10 protein-coding genes, 1 tRNA gene and 1 pseudogene are annotated in these 15,822 nt (G+C 46.4%); 7 read left to right on the forward strand and 5 right to left on the reverse strand.

Features of this window, described 5'->3' with window-relative positions; genetic code table 11:
* Window positions 1-72: 72 nt before the first annotated feature.
* Both M0R47_RS06655 and M0R47_RS06660 read right to left on the reverse strand, forming a co-directional pair.
* A complete protein-coding gene (locus tag M0R47_RS06655; RefSeq protein WP_292552128.1) occupies window positions 73-1,338 on the reverse strand; it encodes a hypothetical protein in 1,266 nt (421 codons plus the stop codon).
* Between the two features lie 365 nt (window positions 1,339-1,703).
* Window positions 1,704-3,482, reverse strand: coding sequence for a LamG-like jellyroll fold domain-containing protein (locus M0R47_RS06660; protein ID WP_292552131.1), 1,779 nt, complete (start codon window positions 3,480-3,482; stop codon window positions 1,704-1,706).
* Window positions 3,483-4,568: 1,086 nt separating this feature from the next.
* Between M0R47_RS06660 and M0R47_RS06665 the strand changes: the two genes are divergently transcribed.
* From M0R47_RS06665 to lhgO, 7 genes and pseudogenes are all read left to right on the forward strand, one after another.
* Window positions 4,569-4,856: a hypothetical protein gene (locus M0R47_RS06665; RefSeq protein ID WP_292552135.1), complete on the forward strand. Its 288-nt coding sequence runs from the start codon at window positions 4,569-4,571 to the stop codon at window positions 4,854-4,856.
* Window positions 4,853-5,860: pseudogene (locus tag M0R47_RS21895) on the forward strand (oligosaccharide flippase family protein); the annotation flags it as partial. The gene M0R47_RS06665 and the pseudogene M0R47_RS21895, both read left to right, overlap by 4 nt.
* A gap of 269 nt (window positions 5,861-6,129) precedes the next feature.
* Window positions 6,130-6,363: a hypothetical protein gene (locus M0R47_RS21900; protein WP_366513174.1), complete on the forward strand. Its 234-nt coding sequence runs from the start codon at window positions 6,130-6,132 to the stop codon at window positions 6,361-6,363.
* A gap of 405 nt (window positions 6,364-6,768) precedes the next feature.
* Window positions 6,769-8,049: a nucleotide sugar dehydrogenase gene (locus tag M0R47_RS06675; protein WP_292552141.1), complete on the forward strand. Its 1,281-nt coding sequence runs from the start codon at window positions 6,769-6,771 to the stop codon at window positions 8,047-8,049.
* Window positions 8,050-8,811: 762 nt separating this feature from the next.
* Window positions 8,812-9,075, forward strand: a complete 264-nt coding sequence (locus M0R47_RS06680; protein ID WP_292552143.1) for a VPEID-CTERM sorting domain-containing protein — start codon at window positions 8,812-8,814, stop codon at window positions 9,073-9,075.
* 401 nt (window positions 9,076-9,476) lie between these two features.
* A complete protein-coding gene (xrtE, locus tag M0R47_RS06685; protein ID WP_292552146.1) occupies window positions 9,477-11,153 on the forward strand; it encodes an exosortase E/protease, VPEID-CTERM system in 1,677 nt (558 codons plus the stop codon).
* Between the two features lie 123 nt (window positions 11,154-11,276).
* Window positions 11,277-12,473, forward strand: coding sequence for an L-2-hydroxyglutarate oxidase (gene lhgO / locus M0R47_RS06690; protein WP_292552149.1), 1,197 nt, complete (start codon window positions 11,277-11,279; stop codon window positions 12,471-12,473).
* A gap of 356 nt (window positions 12,474-12,829) precedes the next feature.
* Here the strand turns inward: lhgO and M0R47_RS06695 are convergent, their stop codons facing one another.
* The 3 genes from M0R47_RS06695 to M0R47_RS06705 all read right to left on the reverse strand — a co-directional run bounded on the left by M0R47_RS06695 (window position 12,830) and on the right by M0R47_RS06705 (window position 15,766).
* On the reverse strand, window positions 12,830-14,089 hold the full coding sequence (locus M0R47_RS06695) for a hypothetical protein (RefSeq protein ID WP_292552152.1): 1,260 nt from the start codon (window positions 14,087-14,089) through the stop codon (window positions 12,830-12,832).
* Window positions 14,076-14,678 carry a polysaccharide biosynthesis/export family protein gene (locus M0R47_RS06700; RefSeq protein WP_292552154.1) on the reverse strand — a complete coding sequence of 201 codons (603 nt, stop codon included), beginning with the start codon at window positions 14,676-14,678 and terminating at the stop codon, window positions 14,076-14,078. Before M0R47_RS06700 ends, M0R47_RS06695 begins: the two co-directional genes overlap by 14 nt.
* Before the next feature lie 1,001 nt (window positions 14,679-15,679).
* Window positions 15,680-15,766, reverse strand: a tRNA-Leu gene (locus M0R47_RS06705).
* Window positions 15,767-15,822: the final 56 nt, after the last annotated feature.

Raw genomic sequence — 15,822 nt, forward strand, 5'->3', positions numbered from 1 at the left:
GACAACTCTTGGTCACGAGAGGATATTCATATTTAACAACAATATGAACAAGTGCCATAACTCCAGCGCACCTTAGTTCAATCGTAAGTTCGTAGGTGCAGCGAGTGTAGTAGTCCCTGAAGGCGTCGTGGTAGTATCGGAAGGCGTCGTTATGGCACCGGAGCCGTAATAACTGGTACCCATGTCCTTTCCATCCGTAGCCTTAAGGTAGCCAATAGAGCTTGATGTTAATTTATAACCTGAAAATGCGGTGGGTTTTGTGCCGCCAGTAAATGTTGGTATACCGATAAGATTACTGCTACCTATGGCGCTTCCACTGGATCCAAATGTGTTGTAATTGAATACACAATTAGGCGTACAACCACTACCGCCAGTTGTCTTGATCGACTTATCTTTGATTATATTGTTTTTAGCTGAAATGTTGGTAGATGCCGAATTTCCAGGTTTACTATCAAAAGTAACGCCAGTGTTTGTTAGCGTATTGTGCTCAAACACAATACCATTGGCACTGCCAAATTGTATTTTCCAATCATAGGTAGGAAAGGCATCGCCATTGAAGACATTGTTTGTTACTGTGACTTTGTCTACTCCATCGGGAGCCATTATAAAGATATTGTCGTTTACAAAGTGGTTTCCGGTAATTACATTGCCTGGCCCAGCTCCATAAAATTGTATTGAATCACAATGACTACCCGGGTTAGCTACATCGCACACGGACTGTAAGATATCGGCGAATAAGTTGTTTGGGCCTATCGTGTTATTCGATGCCTGACCTATGATCATGATGCCGTCAGCAGCGCCTACTTTAACGTTCGAACTATCTTTTCCAACACCAACGAATTTACTGTTGGTGATGGTTGTGTACGAGGCGTTATTGAGACTGACTCTGCCTGACCACGTTGCCTGATTGACGCTGGTAAAATCAACGTTGTCAACCAGTATCTTGCTTGAAGCTATAACAGCAAGACCTGTTTTATTTGGCAGAAAAGTAGAATTGGCGATTTGGATGTTTGTAGAGCCGTTGTTGATCTGCATGCTTGATAAACTCATGCGGTCAAACCGGATATAATCCGAATTCCCTACTTTAGGCGACATGATTGCGCCGGTACCGGTAGTTGACGTAACCGTTACGTAGCCCGTTCGAGCCATGTCATAAAAATTTACGCTTCCGTAATTGCCGGAATTAAGGCATATGGTTGAGCCATTAGCGGCGCTTGAGACGGCCGAAGCCACGTTGGCGCCGGGGCTAAGGGTTTGGTTACATGCCGCCCAAGAAGCATGGGATGACCCAAGCAGAGTTAAGAAAAAAATAGTTTTTTTAAGATGATAAGTTTTCATGGATGTTTCTTCATAAAGTAAATTGAGTTGAAGTCGTTAGGCATTAGCGCTCATCGATAATATTAAGCCCAATCTTGTCGGCTATGAACTGGAGGTCTCTCTCTATTAGACGCTCGTTTCGTAGCTATACTAATTTGGCCGTCATGGCTTATTATCAAATGAATCTTGAAAAGATTAACTTTAATATAGTTGACTTCTCTTGGGTAAATAGCCCAAGACACTATGTTGTAGCTAATCTTTCGCCAGAAACCATCTTCAGCTCTGGTAAAGTCCAAAGTCGGCAGGTTGTTACCCATCATTTGCAGTAGCCGACGGAAGCGGACTTCGCTCCCGTCGGCATGCCGTTTAAACAGTCAGTGATATGATCAATATCCGGTTCCGTAAACAGACATTGGGCCATCTTTGGCTGCATAACTTGCGGGCCATAAGCTAGGCAAACTTGTCAGCGTATTGGTATTCGTTATCTCTAAAACTGCTGTCCCCGATTTCAGTTGGTCGCGGAATATTAAGTTTCCTTTTGACCCCAGTATTGCTAACCAATAAGGTTGGCCAGCGGTAACAGAGGCTGCGGGAATCGGTATAGGATTCCATGCTCCAGGCTTCAATGTAGCCAACTTGCCTTGAGCAACAAGAGCACCCGGATGACCATAATTGTCCTTATAGATACCGGCAACCAACTCTGTCGCTTTTGACGTCGCATCCACATAAACCTGCAAAGTAGTTACTGTGCTGGATTTCTGAGGTGTGGTTTTAAACGCTTGCGCAACTCCCTGACCGTTATAATCGAGCTTAGGCTCTACGGTCTGATCACCGATCACATACTGCGTCGTGGTTGAAGCACTAGCCGATGAAGTGGGAGTCGTCATGTTGTTTTTGACTTCCGTTGCGGTCAAAGCGCGATTGTACACCCGTATCTCGTCGATATATCCCTTAAAGTATTCGCCCCAAACACTGTTGCCGCCGATGCGCAATATGCCGCCTTGTTGAATCAGGCCGGTTTGCGCTCTTTGGGCGATCTGTGTGCCATTCACATAAAGACGTTGGTATTGTCCATCATAGGTTGCCACGAGGTGGGTCCACTGGTTAACCGGCAACTTACTAGTACCGGAAATGACACGGTAAGATCCATCATTGAAAGAAGAAACAGGTAGATCGGAAGTTTCATAGGCATATAAGTTATAGACCGCACCCCCGGATTTTTCTTTTAACAGTACAGTTCCGCCGTTTGCCAAGGACTGGGGATATACCCAGGCTTCGAGAGTCATGGCGTTTGTAAGATCTAGTGTTGCGCTGTCATTGACGGTTACCCAGTCGTTTATGCCATCAAACTGCAACGCTTTGCCGTATTTGCCTGTGTTGATCCTGACAGCTTCTTTAATAGTGCCGATATTACTATTACCCGAAGCGTCGTTAACCGTCGTGCCACTGGTTTCTTCAAAGCCATAGGCCGCCACAAGTCCATTATTGCTGGTAGTAGTCGTTCCCGTTCCTGTGCTTGTTGTAGGCGTAGTCGTACCTGTTCCCGTAGATGTAGTGGGAGCTGTTACGGTAATCAGGTTCGGATAGCTCTTGGTGACGCTTCCGCTGGATCCGGTTACCGTCAGACTTACATTATATGATCCTGCGGTCGCATAGGTCGCTGTGGTCACTTTAGCCGTTGTGTTCGTCACAGAAGGCGTTTGAGAACCGGGAAAATCCCATTTCCAGCTTGTAATTGTCCCGGTTGTGACGGGTGTGAAATCTACCGCCAAACTTGCGACACCGCTGGTTTTACTCACTGTGAAATCCGCCGTTAATGCCGCCGTGGTAGCGGGCACTGTAAAGTTGGTTTCATTGGAGTAACCGCTTTCAACGGTTTTGGTTGAATCATAGGCCTTCACAGCAAAATAATATTTGCTACCCTCCTGTAGACCCGGTACCGCATAAGTGGTTTTGTTACCTACATCAATAGTTGAGGCGTAATTGCCGCTGGTTTGGCCGTAGGATATTTTATACCCGCCTACATTGGATGATGTACTGGCATTCCAGGCGAGGTTAGCACTCGCTGCGAATAAATTACTACTGAATAAGAAAAGGGCGAGCCCAGCCAATAAAAAGTTAGGGAACAGCTCGCGCAAGGAGATGTTCGTAAGATAATTTTTCATAATAAGTTCCATGATCCTCTTAGTGGGACTTAAAGTCATAAGAGGCAGTCTCATGGGGCTGAGACGAGCTACAGGGCGCTTTTGAAAAGCGGGTTAAGGACGACAACAAAAATTCCAATTTTGTTAATTTATTCACAATATTACCTCTATTACATAAAGCCATTAATTTACAAGACACTCGAGTCTATTTTTTTTTATATCCAATTTAAAATCTATCGAGAAGATCACAAATTGAGGTCCATTCCTCTTTTTTATATGTGAAATGTTTTCTATATAGATCAGTTAGAGTTTATTGGTGAAATATTAAAGCGGGCTTAAATATGCGTAGTGTTGCTTACATATTTTTGCCTAGGTAATGCTACGAATGTTTCCGGTGCTATTTGACAGGTAATATACGGCCAAGTGTTTTATTGAAGCCCATTCGCTTACCAGGCGGCCAAATCGGGACGTCCTATTTGAGTAAGAAGGGGGATGTTCTAGTCTTTCGGCTTCAATCGCTGATGCCATTTTCTGCACAGTTATTAGGGTGGCGGCAAAGAAGAATAAGAACGTTGGCCCGCACGCGCCGCAGTATATGGCGCGAAAAATCAAAGATTTAGTTAATACAAAAAGGAAGTCGGTTACATGGCCCAATATGGTTCTGCAAGTTGTTCGGCGTGTTTTGACATCATTCACATCATGAGCACAGGCGAGTGTATATGGATAGCCAATACATTTTAGGATGCGCCATGTCGATGAACCTTGTGCAAGTCCAACCAAAGCTGTCGACCTCTGAGGCTTCCCAGCGGTTCGGTATTGAGGCCGCATATACAGTTACTCTGGATAGAGCTTCTAAGATACAGAATTCTAGTTGTCGTTATTACGGTGAGATAGAATCAAGCTTTGTGTTAGATACCTCTCAATGTCGATCCTGTCGATATGTCATTTCGCTAGTCCTTAGTGCGCTGTTTAAGAGTATCCAGCGGTCTCTGAGCATTGGATTCCTGATTAGCCAGGCCATGGCTGGCCGGTCTGCACTGGTTCTGAAACGGCAGTTGGACCAGTTATCCCGGTCTATGCCTTTGGGCATTCAAATCTGTTCATACTATGGCTGAGCGCCAGGTGTTTTTCTGTTTAGCTCAGGGAGAGGATGTTTGCTCGGGCGACGAGCTTAGACGCGGCGGCAGGAAGCTCGGCTCCGAAAACAAGGTGTGTTTTGGCGCCATGATGTCATTAAGTGCTCAGGAATATCCTTTCCTTGTTAATGAGTCAATTACTGACTTTAAATCCGGTTGCCATGAGCGTCCGCCTTCTTGTGAAAGACATAATTATCAATTCCCGGATGATGCCTGGCGTTGTTCAGGCGAAGCTTCTTGCTATCAGGAGATCGAATGACTAAAAAACATACCTATGGACAGATTTTGAAGTCTTCAGCGGTGATTGGAGGCTCTTCGGTAGTAAACGTTGCCATTGGAATTGTTCGTACCAAGGCCATGGCAATGTTGCTGGGTCCGTCCGGGGTTGGATTGATGGGCCTGTACGGATCGATTATCGATCTTACGATTAGCATTGTCGGAATGGGTATTAATAGTAGCGGTGTGCGGCAGATTGCCGAGGCAGTCGGTTCGGGAGACGAAGACAAGATAGCGCGAACTGCCGCAGTACTTCAACGAATATCGATTTTTCTCGGAGTGTTGGGTGCCGTGTTTCTTATCGGCTTTTCCGGACCGCTGTCGACTTTGACTTTCGGTAGCGACCAATACGCTACCGCCGTAGCGCTGCTTTCAATTGCAGTGTTTTTGAATCTAGTGTCTATAGGGCAGGGCGCGTTGATTCAAGGCATGCGGCGTATCTCCGATTTGGCTAAGATGAGAATATTGGGCGCCTTTTTCGGTACGCTCATCAGTATTCCGGTAGTCTATTTTCTCCATGAAGAGGGAGTAGTCATATTACTTATACTTATTGCCGCAATGGGGCTTGTTGTATCCTGGTGGTATAGCCGGAAAATACAGATGCAAACACCGGCAATATCTGTTTCCCAAGTCGGGCAAGAAGCCGCCTCTCTATTAAAGCTCGGTTTTGCCTTCATGATCAGCGGGCTTTTGATGGCAGGAGCCGCCTATGCGGTACGGCTCATAGTCGTTCGCAAAGTCGGCTTCGACGCAGCTGGATTGTACCAGGCTGCTTGGGGACTTGGCGGGTTCTATATCAGTTTCATCTTGCAAGCGATGGGGTCTGACTTCTATCCCCGGTTAACCGCTATCGTCAATGACAATACCGAATGCAACCGTATAGTGAATGAACAGGCCCATGTCAGTATGTTGTTAGCCGCGCCGGGGGTGATAGCTACCCTGGCATTTGCTCCGCTGGTTATCTCGCTCTTTTACACCGTTAAGTTCGAAGGCGCCGTGGAAACCTTGCGCTGGCTATGTCTGGGCATGACCCTGCGCGTGATTTCCTGGCCGCTGGGTTATATTATTGTTGCTAAAAGAGATCTACAAAACTTATTTATATTCAGCGAATTAGCTTGGACCGTCGTCTATCTGGGTCTAGCTTGGGTTAGTGTGAGTTCTTTCGGTTTGAAGGGGGCCGGCATCGCTTTTTTTGGAGCATATGCTTTTCATGTGCTGATGAATTACGTAATCGTTCGACGGCTCACCGGTTTCCGGTGGTCGATCGCGAACCTGCAAACAAGTTCTCTCTTTCTTGCCTTGATTGCAGTCATTTTTTGCAGCTTTTATGTATTACCCCCTTTGTTAGCAATGGGAGTCGGTGCGCTGGCTGTGGCGTTGAGTGGCGTTTATTCGCTTCAAGTGATCCTCAACCTTATTTCTCCGAACCAGCTTCCCCGGCAAGTAATAAAGGTATTACAGTGGCTCCGTCTTACGCCCTCTGTTTATAACGAAGGCAATGACTTAGAACCGGTTCTTGAAAGTGCGGCAAGCGGTTCAGTTGCGTTAAATAAATCATTTGCCAACGTAAAAGGGATCATATTTGCATTCATGGCTTGCGCTTTATTTTCCATGTGGGTTCATTGGTATGGAGAGGTCTATGGTTGGTCCTCCGGATTGGGGGCTTTTGAGTTGAAGCTTGAGACGCTGCTGTCAATTTTTCATATACAGTAACGACCGGAGTGAGATCTTTTGAAGTCCAAGCCAAGGAAATATTGCTCAATACCGGCCTTAAATTATTTTCACTATCGGCATGAGAGGTTTATCGGATGATTCTCTTTTATCGTCCTATTAGCGGAAGAGACGTCTTTGCCGTCAGGCGAAGGCATTGTAAGAATTTTAGGAGTATTAATTAAATGACTACTGTTGCAATTCTCGGTCTTGGTTATGTTGGCCTCCCGCTTGTTGTTGAATTCGGCAAGCGTTCGCGCACTATCGGTTTTGACATTCATGAGGCCAAGGTCGAATCCTGCCAGCGTGGCGTCGACCCTTCCCGTGAGCTACCCGATGAGGAAATGCGTGCTGCGGTGCATGCCGAGTATTCGTCTGATCCAAAGTGCTTGGCTGAGGCAGATATCATCATTATCGCTGTGCCTACGCCAGTGGATGAGGCCCATATTCCGGATTTTTCTCCGTTAATCGGTGCCAGCCGCAATGCCGGTCAAAACATGAAAAAAGGCGCTATTGTGGTGTATGAATCTACGGTATATCCGGGCGCGACTGAGGAAGTCTGTATCCCGGTACTGGAGCGCGAATCCGGTATGACGTGGAAGGAAGATTTCTTTGTCGGGTATTCACCCGAGCGTATCAATCCGGGCGACCGCGAGCATACATTAACGAAAATTATCAAAGTGGTTTCCGGCGATACACCGGAAACCTTGGAGAAAATTGCAGCCCTTTATGAAACTATCGTAGAGCCCGGCGTGCACCGTGCCTCTTCGATTAAAACGGCGGAAGCGTGCAAGGTGATTGAGAACACGCAGCGCGACCTCAACATTGCTCTAATGAATGAGCTGTCCATAATTTTTGATAAATTGGATATTGATACGAGTGAGGTGCTTAGAGCGGCGGGTACCAAGTGGAACTTTCTTAAGTTTAGTCCCGGCTTGGTGGGAGGGCACTGTATCGGCGTAGATCCTTATTATCTTACGCATAAGGCCGAGATGCTGGGCTACCATCCGCAAGTGATTTTAGCCGGGCGTCGCATTAATGATGGCATGGGTAAGCTTATCGCCGAACAAACGGTCAAGAGCATGATTGCTACAGGCAGTTATATCAAAAGCGCACGGGTGAATGTGTTAGGCCTTACTTTCAAGGAAAACTGTGCCGATCTGCGCAATTCCAAGGTGGCGGACGTAATTAACGAGCTCAAGAGCTATGGTATTGAGGTGTTTGTGCATGACCCTTATGCCGATCCGAAAGAAGCGCTACACGAATACGGGGTTAAGCTTATTGACTGGGACGACCTGCCTCGTGCCGACGCCATCGTGGCGACAGTCTCCCACAAGCAACTGACCTCTATACCGATAGATGATTTTCAGAAAAAAGTGATTAAGGGCGGGGCTTTTATTGATGTCAAGGCATGTTTTGACCAGGCCAGTCTGGAGCAGGCCGGCATCCGAGTTTGGCGGCTTTGAGAGCTGTTCGGCCTCGCTGATGCCGTTATGAGATGTCTGTGATTCTTAATTTCCGGCGGAGCGGGCAATCGACGCTTCCATTTACTATGAGGTGGAATGGCTGCTGCCTTTTGTTGAGCGAGGTTGGCTAAACCCATATCCGCCGTCACCCTTGACGTTTAGCCGGGCCCCTCAACCGTCGGTGTAAACTACAATAAGGTGCTGATCTGACCAATATGCTCGCTTGGTCTCCTGTCAAGATGCAATCTAGCGGATTATCTAAATGTCAATATCGGTACAGCAGCTATCTTTTGATCGTTCAGTGTGTTGGCTTCAGCATGACTCCAACCACTTGCGTTTTGGACAATCGCACTATCTCCAAAATGTTTAAGTCCAAGTTCCGTTTGCCGGAAGCGGCAATAACCGGCCCTGTGACATGCCGGTCAAATCCGCGGCTTTTCATTTAGTCCCGGGCACAGGAAGATTGGACTCTGAAATATGGAATGACAACAGAGCCTAGGTATTTCCACCGATTGCGCAGGTGATTTATTCTTTCTAAAATGTTTTTACTAGTATTTCAATGGTTTCCTGGGTTTATGGATTAGGCAATGCCGGCGATTAACTTAAAGCTTGAGTGGAATAAATGGATGAAATTAAAAAGTTGCAACGCAAAGTTAGGGGTTGAATTGGAAAAAGCTTAACTCTCAAAGTTAGCATTATTTAAGCTATATAAGACAGTTTGGTTTCTCTTCGTAAACAAATATAAGAAACGAGGTGATTTTTATGAAAATTCAACAAATTTTGTTAGGGGCTGCAACGGTTATGTTATTAACGACTAGCCCTGTTTGGGCTGATGATGAAGCTAATCGCCCAAGTCGTTCAAATCACTCAAGCCCTATAGAGCATTCAGATAGAGACAAGCCAAAGCCAGGCCGTGGTTATGCCAGGGCGCCTGAAATTGATGCTGCATCCGGAACTAGCGCGATCGTTTTGCTAACAGGGGCTTTGTTGCTGGCGGGGGAAAGATCTCGGTCTCGACGTTGTTAATATTAGTTGGGCATTAAAGGCAGAGGAGGGAATGCTATTTTGCTGCTTGTTTGGCCCCAACCTAAGCGAGCGGAAAAAGCAACGTCTACATTGTCCAGCCATCCAGCACTCCCGTCTTATAGCCAACAAGAGGATAAAAATGGAGTGCGCAATGACACCTTAACTCCAGAAAACCTGTGCTTTAATTGTGCAAAACGTTGTGCAAAAACGCGCGTGTTATCGCTTCTTCAGGAGGCCGCCTGGCCGTTGTCTTTTAACGTGAAAGCATTGTTACCTGATCCGGGGTTCATTAAACATCCGTTTTTAAGAGTTGACAGACATTGTTATTCAATTGCTTAAACAGGTTTACCGCATCCTAATTTGAACGTTTGTTGTGCAAAATGAGAGTAGAGTAATAAATTATGTTTGAATATGCGATGCGGATAAGCGTGCTTGACATCTCGAAGCGTTTGGTTCTGCGCTGGGTGGTGCTTCTGGCGATTCTGGCTCTCGAACTAGTAATGCTAACCGCTCGATATGAAGTGCCCCCTCTGTTGGCGAATAATGTCAGCTGGACAATATGGCTGTTTCATTTTTCGAAAGAAATATGGCCAGTCAGCCTCTGGATTTCTTGTGCCTGTCTTCTTATTCTCAGTCCGCGACTCAAGGTCGTTCTCGGGAATTTACTGGAACAGTCGAGTGAATATCGCTGGCTGAATCGGCTGGCATTACATATTTTCGCTTTCGGTGCGTTTGCGATTGTCACTGCCTTTATATTTGCAATGCCTACTGATCCTGCCCGTCTGTCGGCGCCCTGGTTTGCAGCATGGTTTGTGTTGGCAGGGACAACACTGCTGCTATGGCTGCTTGCCATAGCTCCAGGTCATTTTTGGCGGCAGCTGATTCGCCAAGACTACAAGGCATTGCTTATGGGATGCCTGCTGGGAGTAAGCGCCTGGGTGCTGATAAAAATACTCAGTCAGTATGAAACCTCACTCCTGGGGCAAAGAGAATTTTGGGATTCCCTGGCTACACCGACTTTACAGCTTGTCCATTCACTGCTTAGCTGGTTTTACGCCGACCTCGTCTATAGGCCGGAAGCATTTCTGCTTGGTACGGCCTCTTTCCAAGTTGAAATTACTTATGCCTGTTCGGGTATTGAAGGCATTTCTCTGGTCACTATATTTCTCGCCATCTACTTTTGGCTATTTCGCAACGAACTGCGCTTTCCGCAAGTTTTCTGGCTTTTCCCTTTAGGGATAATAGCTACTTGGTTAGCCAACGCCGTACGCATTGCCATGCTGATTGCTATCGGCGCTTCCTATTCCCCTGAAGTAGCGTTACGGGGTTTTCACGCCCAAGCCGGTTGGATAGCTTTTACTTTAATCGCCATCGGCGCAATTGCTTTATCGAACCGGATGCAATTTTTTACTGCTAGCAAGCCGGAGTTTTCCGTTGTTAGAACCGACAAGCCTCTTGCTGCCGCTCTGCTGGTTCCCTTATTGGCTCTGATGGCTGCTTCGATGTTAACTTCAGCCTCCACCGGCGGCTTTGATGTTTTATACCCTCTACGCGTTGTTGCGATTGCCCTGGTGCTTTGTTATTTCCGCAGGTCTTATAAGGGGCTCGGTTGGCAGTGGACTTGGCAGGCGCCAGCAATAGGGATTGCGGTGTTCGTGATTTGGGTATTACTGGAGCCAAATGTTGACAGCAGCAAGACTGCGTTATCACAAGGTTTGGCGGAACTTACAAACGGAACAGCAGTAGCCTGGCTGGTTTTTCGCGTGCTCGGATCGGTCATAGCTATTCCTTTGGTCGAGGAACTTGCCTTTCGCGGTTACTTAATCCGTAAGTTGATTGCGAAAGACTTCGAAAATGTGCCGCTCGGGCAGTTTTCATGGTTTTCATTCGTGCTCACATCGGTACTTTTCGGGTTGTTGCACGACCGCTGGATTGCTGGGACTCTAGCCGGAATGGGTTATGCCTTGGCCCTATACCATCGCAGACAGCTTGGCGACGCTGTCATTGCTCATATGACGACTAATGCGCTGATTGCTATTTTTGTCCTGACCCAGGCGAGGTGGTCTTTATGGACATGAAAGAGGCTGACATAAAGGTATGCGCACTCCATCCACTCGGCTGATGATTCGCTTTCCAAGCGTTTTAAACAAGCGATGGCCAACCGTATATACCCTATATCCATAACTTTTGAGCATAGCCTTATGAATAGACAAAAATCTTTTCTTATTATCGGTGGCGGTTTGGTTGGTTTAGCAACGGCTTATCGGTTACTGGAGCGGTTTCCGCTAGCGCGCCTCACCTTGCTTGAGAAGGAGGCGGCCGTCGGCATGCACCAAAGCACGCATAACAGCGGAGTGCTGCACGCAGGCCTCTATTATGCACCCGGCTCAGCCAAAGCGAAATTAGCCGTAGCCGGTATCCGGCAAATGACAAAGTTTTGCCGTGAGGAGGGTATCGCTCATGAAATCTGCGGTAAACTCGTTGTGGCAGTGACCCCAGAAGAGCTGCCACGATTGGATGAATTGCTTCGACGTGGCAATGCAAATGGGCTGCAAGGATTACGCAAAATAGAAGCGGCTGAAATGCGAAAAATAGAGCCGCATGTCAACGGTGTCGCCGCCGTTCATGTACCGGAAGAAGGCATTGTCGATTACCGGCAAGTCTGCGATCGACTGGCATTTCGTATTCAAGAACGAGGAGGGCGCATCATTACAGCCGCCAAAGTCGAACGCCTCGAACGCAAAGCGGGCGCGTGGGTCGCCACCACGAAGACCGCTGAGTTCGATGCCGATTTCCTGATTAATTGCGCCGGGTTGCACTGCGACCTCGTGGCTAAGCAGGCAGGCGAGCAGCGAGATCTACGAATTGTTCCGTTTCGCGGTGAATACTATAATCTCAAGCCTGAGGCCCAGCATCTGGTGAAAAACCTGGTTTACCCCGTGCCTAATCCACAATTTCCGTTTCTCGGGGTCCATTTCACACGGATGATTCAAGGCGGCATCGAGGCCGGTCCGAACGCAGTTCTTGCTTTTGCTCGCGAAGGCTATCAATTAACGAAATTTAACGGCAGCGACATGCTGGATATGTTGTTTTTTCCCGGTTTATGGCGGTTTCTCCATAAATATCCTGCTATGGCATGCACAGAGCTGATCCAATCATTCAGCAAAGTGCACTTTTGTCATGCACTACAACGGCTTGTGCCTGATATTCGCGCATCTGACATTGTGCCCGGCGGCGCCGGCGTCCGTGCGCAAGCCATGAAACCTACAGGGGATTTAGTGGATGACTTTCATTTGCTAGTCCGTCAGGACGCCTTGCATGTCCTTAACGCCCCAAGTCCTGCCGCTACAGCCTCTCTGGCAATCGGCGAGCACATCATTGATCAATTGCCAATTTGAGATGATTATGTGGGAATGTCGAGCATAACTAAAAAAGCCCTTTTTAACCGTGTCTTAGCGAGAAACAAGAGTGAGGAACTGCCAATAAATACCTTTCAATGTGTATTTATTCGACATTAAAGACTGTGTTCGGCTTAACGTTCGCGCCTCAAGCGGTCGTCATGCCAAAAGCGGAGCTTATGAGACTGGTTGGTAAGAGCCGATGACGCGCCTCTGAATGGACTTGGCTTTTCTCTAATATGATCGGGTGAGCTGTTATTTATTTATAATCAGAATGTTGTGGCGATTGATGTATTGCCGGTATTTTTTTCGAGGTTATGAGAAACTGATGGGCAAGCTTTGGTCAATTTAATAAGCTAACGGGAAATTCGGACTCCATCCCAGGAATAGCCCAGCGAAAACATTACTGCGTTAGAGTCCATCGATCCATCAGTTAAATTTTGAAAATCATTATTGTCTTGCTGGAAATCCTGAGAACTGTAAGCGTAACTGCCCTTTAGCTGCCAATCTTTTGCGAGCTCCCAAGCAACGCCCGGGATCACAGTGTAGTAGTTGCGATTAAATTGACTGGCTGAGATGTTGTTGAACGATTCGCTACGCCTATAATTGCTTCTGAGATCCAGTAAGAGATGTTGGGTTAAACGGTACGAATAATTAGCGAAAATGGAGCTGGTTTGCAGTGTTTGCCCGATAGCGCTAGGACCAACAGAGTTAGTAAAACCGGCAGAAAACTGGGTCAACTCGTCCTTGTATTTTAGACTAATATCAGCAACACTGCCTAATGACGATGAAGAATTCTGTCCATCTGTCGCGCCGTTTGAATCCTGCTGTGAGTCAACCCACAGGGGGCCGCCAGACACGCTTGCCGACCAAAGGTGATTGATTTCATAGTTCGCGCCCAGTTGAAAGCCAAACAGATTTTGAGCCGATGTATTCGAGCCAGTGTATTGGATGTCGGAAAATAAAAGTTTTTCATTTAAAGATAGACGCTGGTTCCATTCATGGCTTCCACCCAAACTAACTTTGTAGGTCTCGTTCCCTCTGAAATTTAGTCCGTCAATTGAAGCGACTCCGCCAACTGGATTGCTATAGCTTGTCTTGGAGTATGAAGTATTTAGAACCAACTGATCGCGTGGTGTCCACTGCCAGGTCCACGAGGGAGCCACGTAATAGCTTTTAGACTGATTATTGGGTGTAAGTAGCCCTGTATCTTCGATTTGTTGGGCATATGAACAGCTAGCGCTGTACCCACCATCTAAATTAAAGACACTGCGATTGGTGTGATAGCCATTGTTCGAGCTTAGTTTATAATTATCACAATCCCAGTGAGAGTTATCGTAACGACGAATATCTCCCTGTCCTTCAAAGCCAAGGTCCAGTACCCCTGTCTTTCGGGTTGCTTCTAAACTTGGTTTCAAAAGGTATCCAACCACAGAATCTTTTTGAATAGAACTGAATGCAATATTGTCGTTATATTGCAGCCCTTGCTCCAAAGAGCCTTTCAATGCCCATTCAGCTGCGGCTACGTCTTTTCCAAAAGCAATGCAGGTTAGAACAAGCAATGCTATGCTTCGGTTGCGGCACATGTTTTTTTGGAATGATTTAAGGAGCAACAATAGTATCGCCGCTTTGCAATAAGATATTGGATTCTATGTTTTCTCCGTCCTCCACATCGCCATACTCGAAGGGAAAGGTTCTGGCTCGACCGTCTGCTTCACGTCTCAAAATTATGATGCTATTTTTTTTTGCAAATGGAGTTAAGCCGCCAGCCATACTTAAGGCTTGCATCACATCCATGGGGCCTTTCATTATAAATTGACCGGGGTGTATGACCTCGCCAGTGACATAAATCAAGTTACCCTCTGCGGCAAGCATTCTGACGTTTATTTCGGAGTCAGGAATGAATTTATTAAGACGCTCCCGTAGTAATCTAACCAAGTCTTCAGTCGTTTTACCGGCAGCGGGAACGTGCCCGACCAAGGGAAAGGAGATCGTACCATCCGGCAGCACTACTACCTCCTGTTTTAAATTTTCCTCTTGCCAAACGGTGATTTCCAGTTTATCACCAGGATTGAGGCGGTAAACATTGCCTGCCAGGGCAAAAGTCGAATTGGACAGTAAAAAAACTATGCAACTAAAAAAAATCGTCCCAAGACTGCCCCTATAACATGAAGATATCAAATTCTTTAAGGTGAATGTATTCATTCGCTAATTATCCAAAATCGTTGCGTTAATCAATCAATGTGTTAACTAATAAGCTAAATTCGGAAGATTCCAATTCAGTATATTATGACAGGGTATCAATGCTTCAGCGGCGTTGTGTCTAGTTGTAATAGCCTCTGTTTGGGGCATTAGGCAAGATGTTCGTAGTAGAACGAATCAAGTTTCTTAATGTGTGTTTTTGTTCAGCCTTACCCTTTTTGTAAGTTTACCATTTTTGAAAGCAAGTAGAAGAGTTATTCATGTCAACGAATTTGTTGAGTTAACTTTTCTATTCTCAGCAATCGTTCGATGCCTTCTAAATTATACATAAACTAAATATCTTACGAGGCGGCTATGGCTAAGCGAAAGGATTTGGACTCAAGTATTGAGGAGCAGTCCAATTGAAGTCCTGGTCTTGTTCAACAAAGGCATTATCAATAAAGACGGGCGCGGCCATGTAATGGACAATATTTTTACCGGGTCATTGTGGGCGCGGACAATGAAATATTAATACGTGAGCAGTAGGACTTACTTGATAGGATTGATGTGCTATTTTCAGCTTTGTTATGAGGAAAGGACAACGAGATTTATAGGGCAAAAACATCGGCCCGGATATACCAGGCAGTCATTGATAGTGTAGGGGTTGTCGATAAATTTAATGGTACGAAGAAGGTGTCCGTCTCTCTAACAGAAGAAATGGGACGGCGCTATTTGGTTAAAATGTTAGTAGGGATCCAACTTATAAGTTGACTGGATATTTATCTGGACAGTGGGTCGCTTGAATTGTCGTTAAAACGGCTGTCTTTATTTCCCGGCTGAACGTTGCGTATGGCCGTTAAGCGCTTGGCCTCAATTTGCAATTAATTTTATTGCTGATATTAAGATGTTGGAAGAATTATCGAGCGGTTCTACATTCTATTGCATTTCACCGGGCAATAAAAAACCCGCGAAGCCTTACGACTTGCGGGTTTTTAGGGTTCTTTGCACGGCTCTGAACCAATGTTTGGTACCGAGGGCCGGAATCGAACCGGCACGATGTCACCATCACCGGATTTTGAATCCGGCGCGTCTACCAGTTCCGCCACCCCGGCAAAGAACGGACATTATAGGCAAGACTTATCAAAAAGGCCAGCTTTTTTTAAGGTGT

The organism is Methylobacter sp. (genome assembly GCF_023227905.1).
Classification (GTDB): domain Bacteria; phylum Pseudomonadota; class Gammaproteobacteria; order Methylococcales; family Methylomonadaceae; genus Methylobacter_A.

Excerpts from the sequence above, each read along its gene's own strand:
- M0R47_RS06655 (WP_292552128.1), bottom strand. The coding sequence starts at position 1,338 with ATGAAAACTTATCATCTTAAAAAAACTATTTTTTTCTTAACTCTGCTT.
- M0R47_RS06660 (WP_292552131.1), bottom strand. The coding sequence starts at position 3,482 with ATGAAAAATTATCTTACGAACATCTCCTTGCGCGAGCTGTTCCCTAAC.
- M0R47_RS06665 (WP_292552135.1), top strand. The coding sequence starts at position 4,569 with ATGGCTGAGCGCCAGGTGTTTTTCTGTTTAGCTCAGGGAGAGGATGTT.
- M0R47_RS06675 (WP_292552141.1), top strand. The coding sequence starts at position 6,769 with ATGACTACTGTTGCAATTCTCGGTCTTGGTTATGTTGGCCTCCCGCTT.
- M0R47_RS06680 (WP_292552143.1), top strand. The coding sequence starts at position 8,812 with ATGAAAATTCAACAAATTTTGTTAGGGGCTGCAACGGTTATGTTATTA.
- xrtE (WP_292552146.1), top strand. The coding sequence starts at position 9,477 with ATGTTTGAATATGCGATGCGGATAAGCGTGCTTGACATCTCGAAGCGT.
- lhgO (WP_292552149.1), top strand. The coding sequence starts at position 11,277 with ATGAATAGACAAAAATCTTTTCTTATTATCGGTGGCGGTTTGGTTGGT.
- M0R47_RS06700 (WP_292552154.1), bottom strand. The coding sequence starts at position 14,678 with ATGAATACATTCACCTTAAAGAATTTGATATCTTCATGTTATAGGGGC.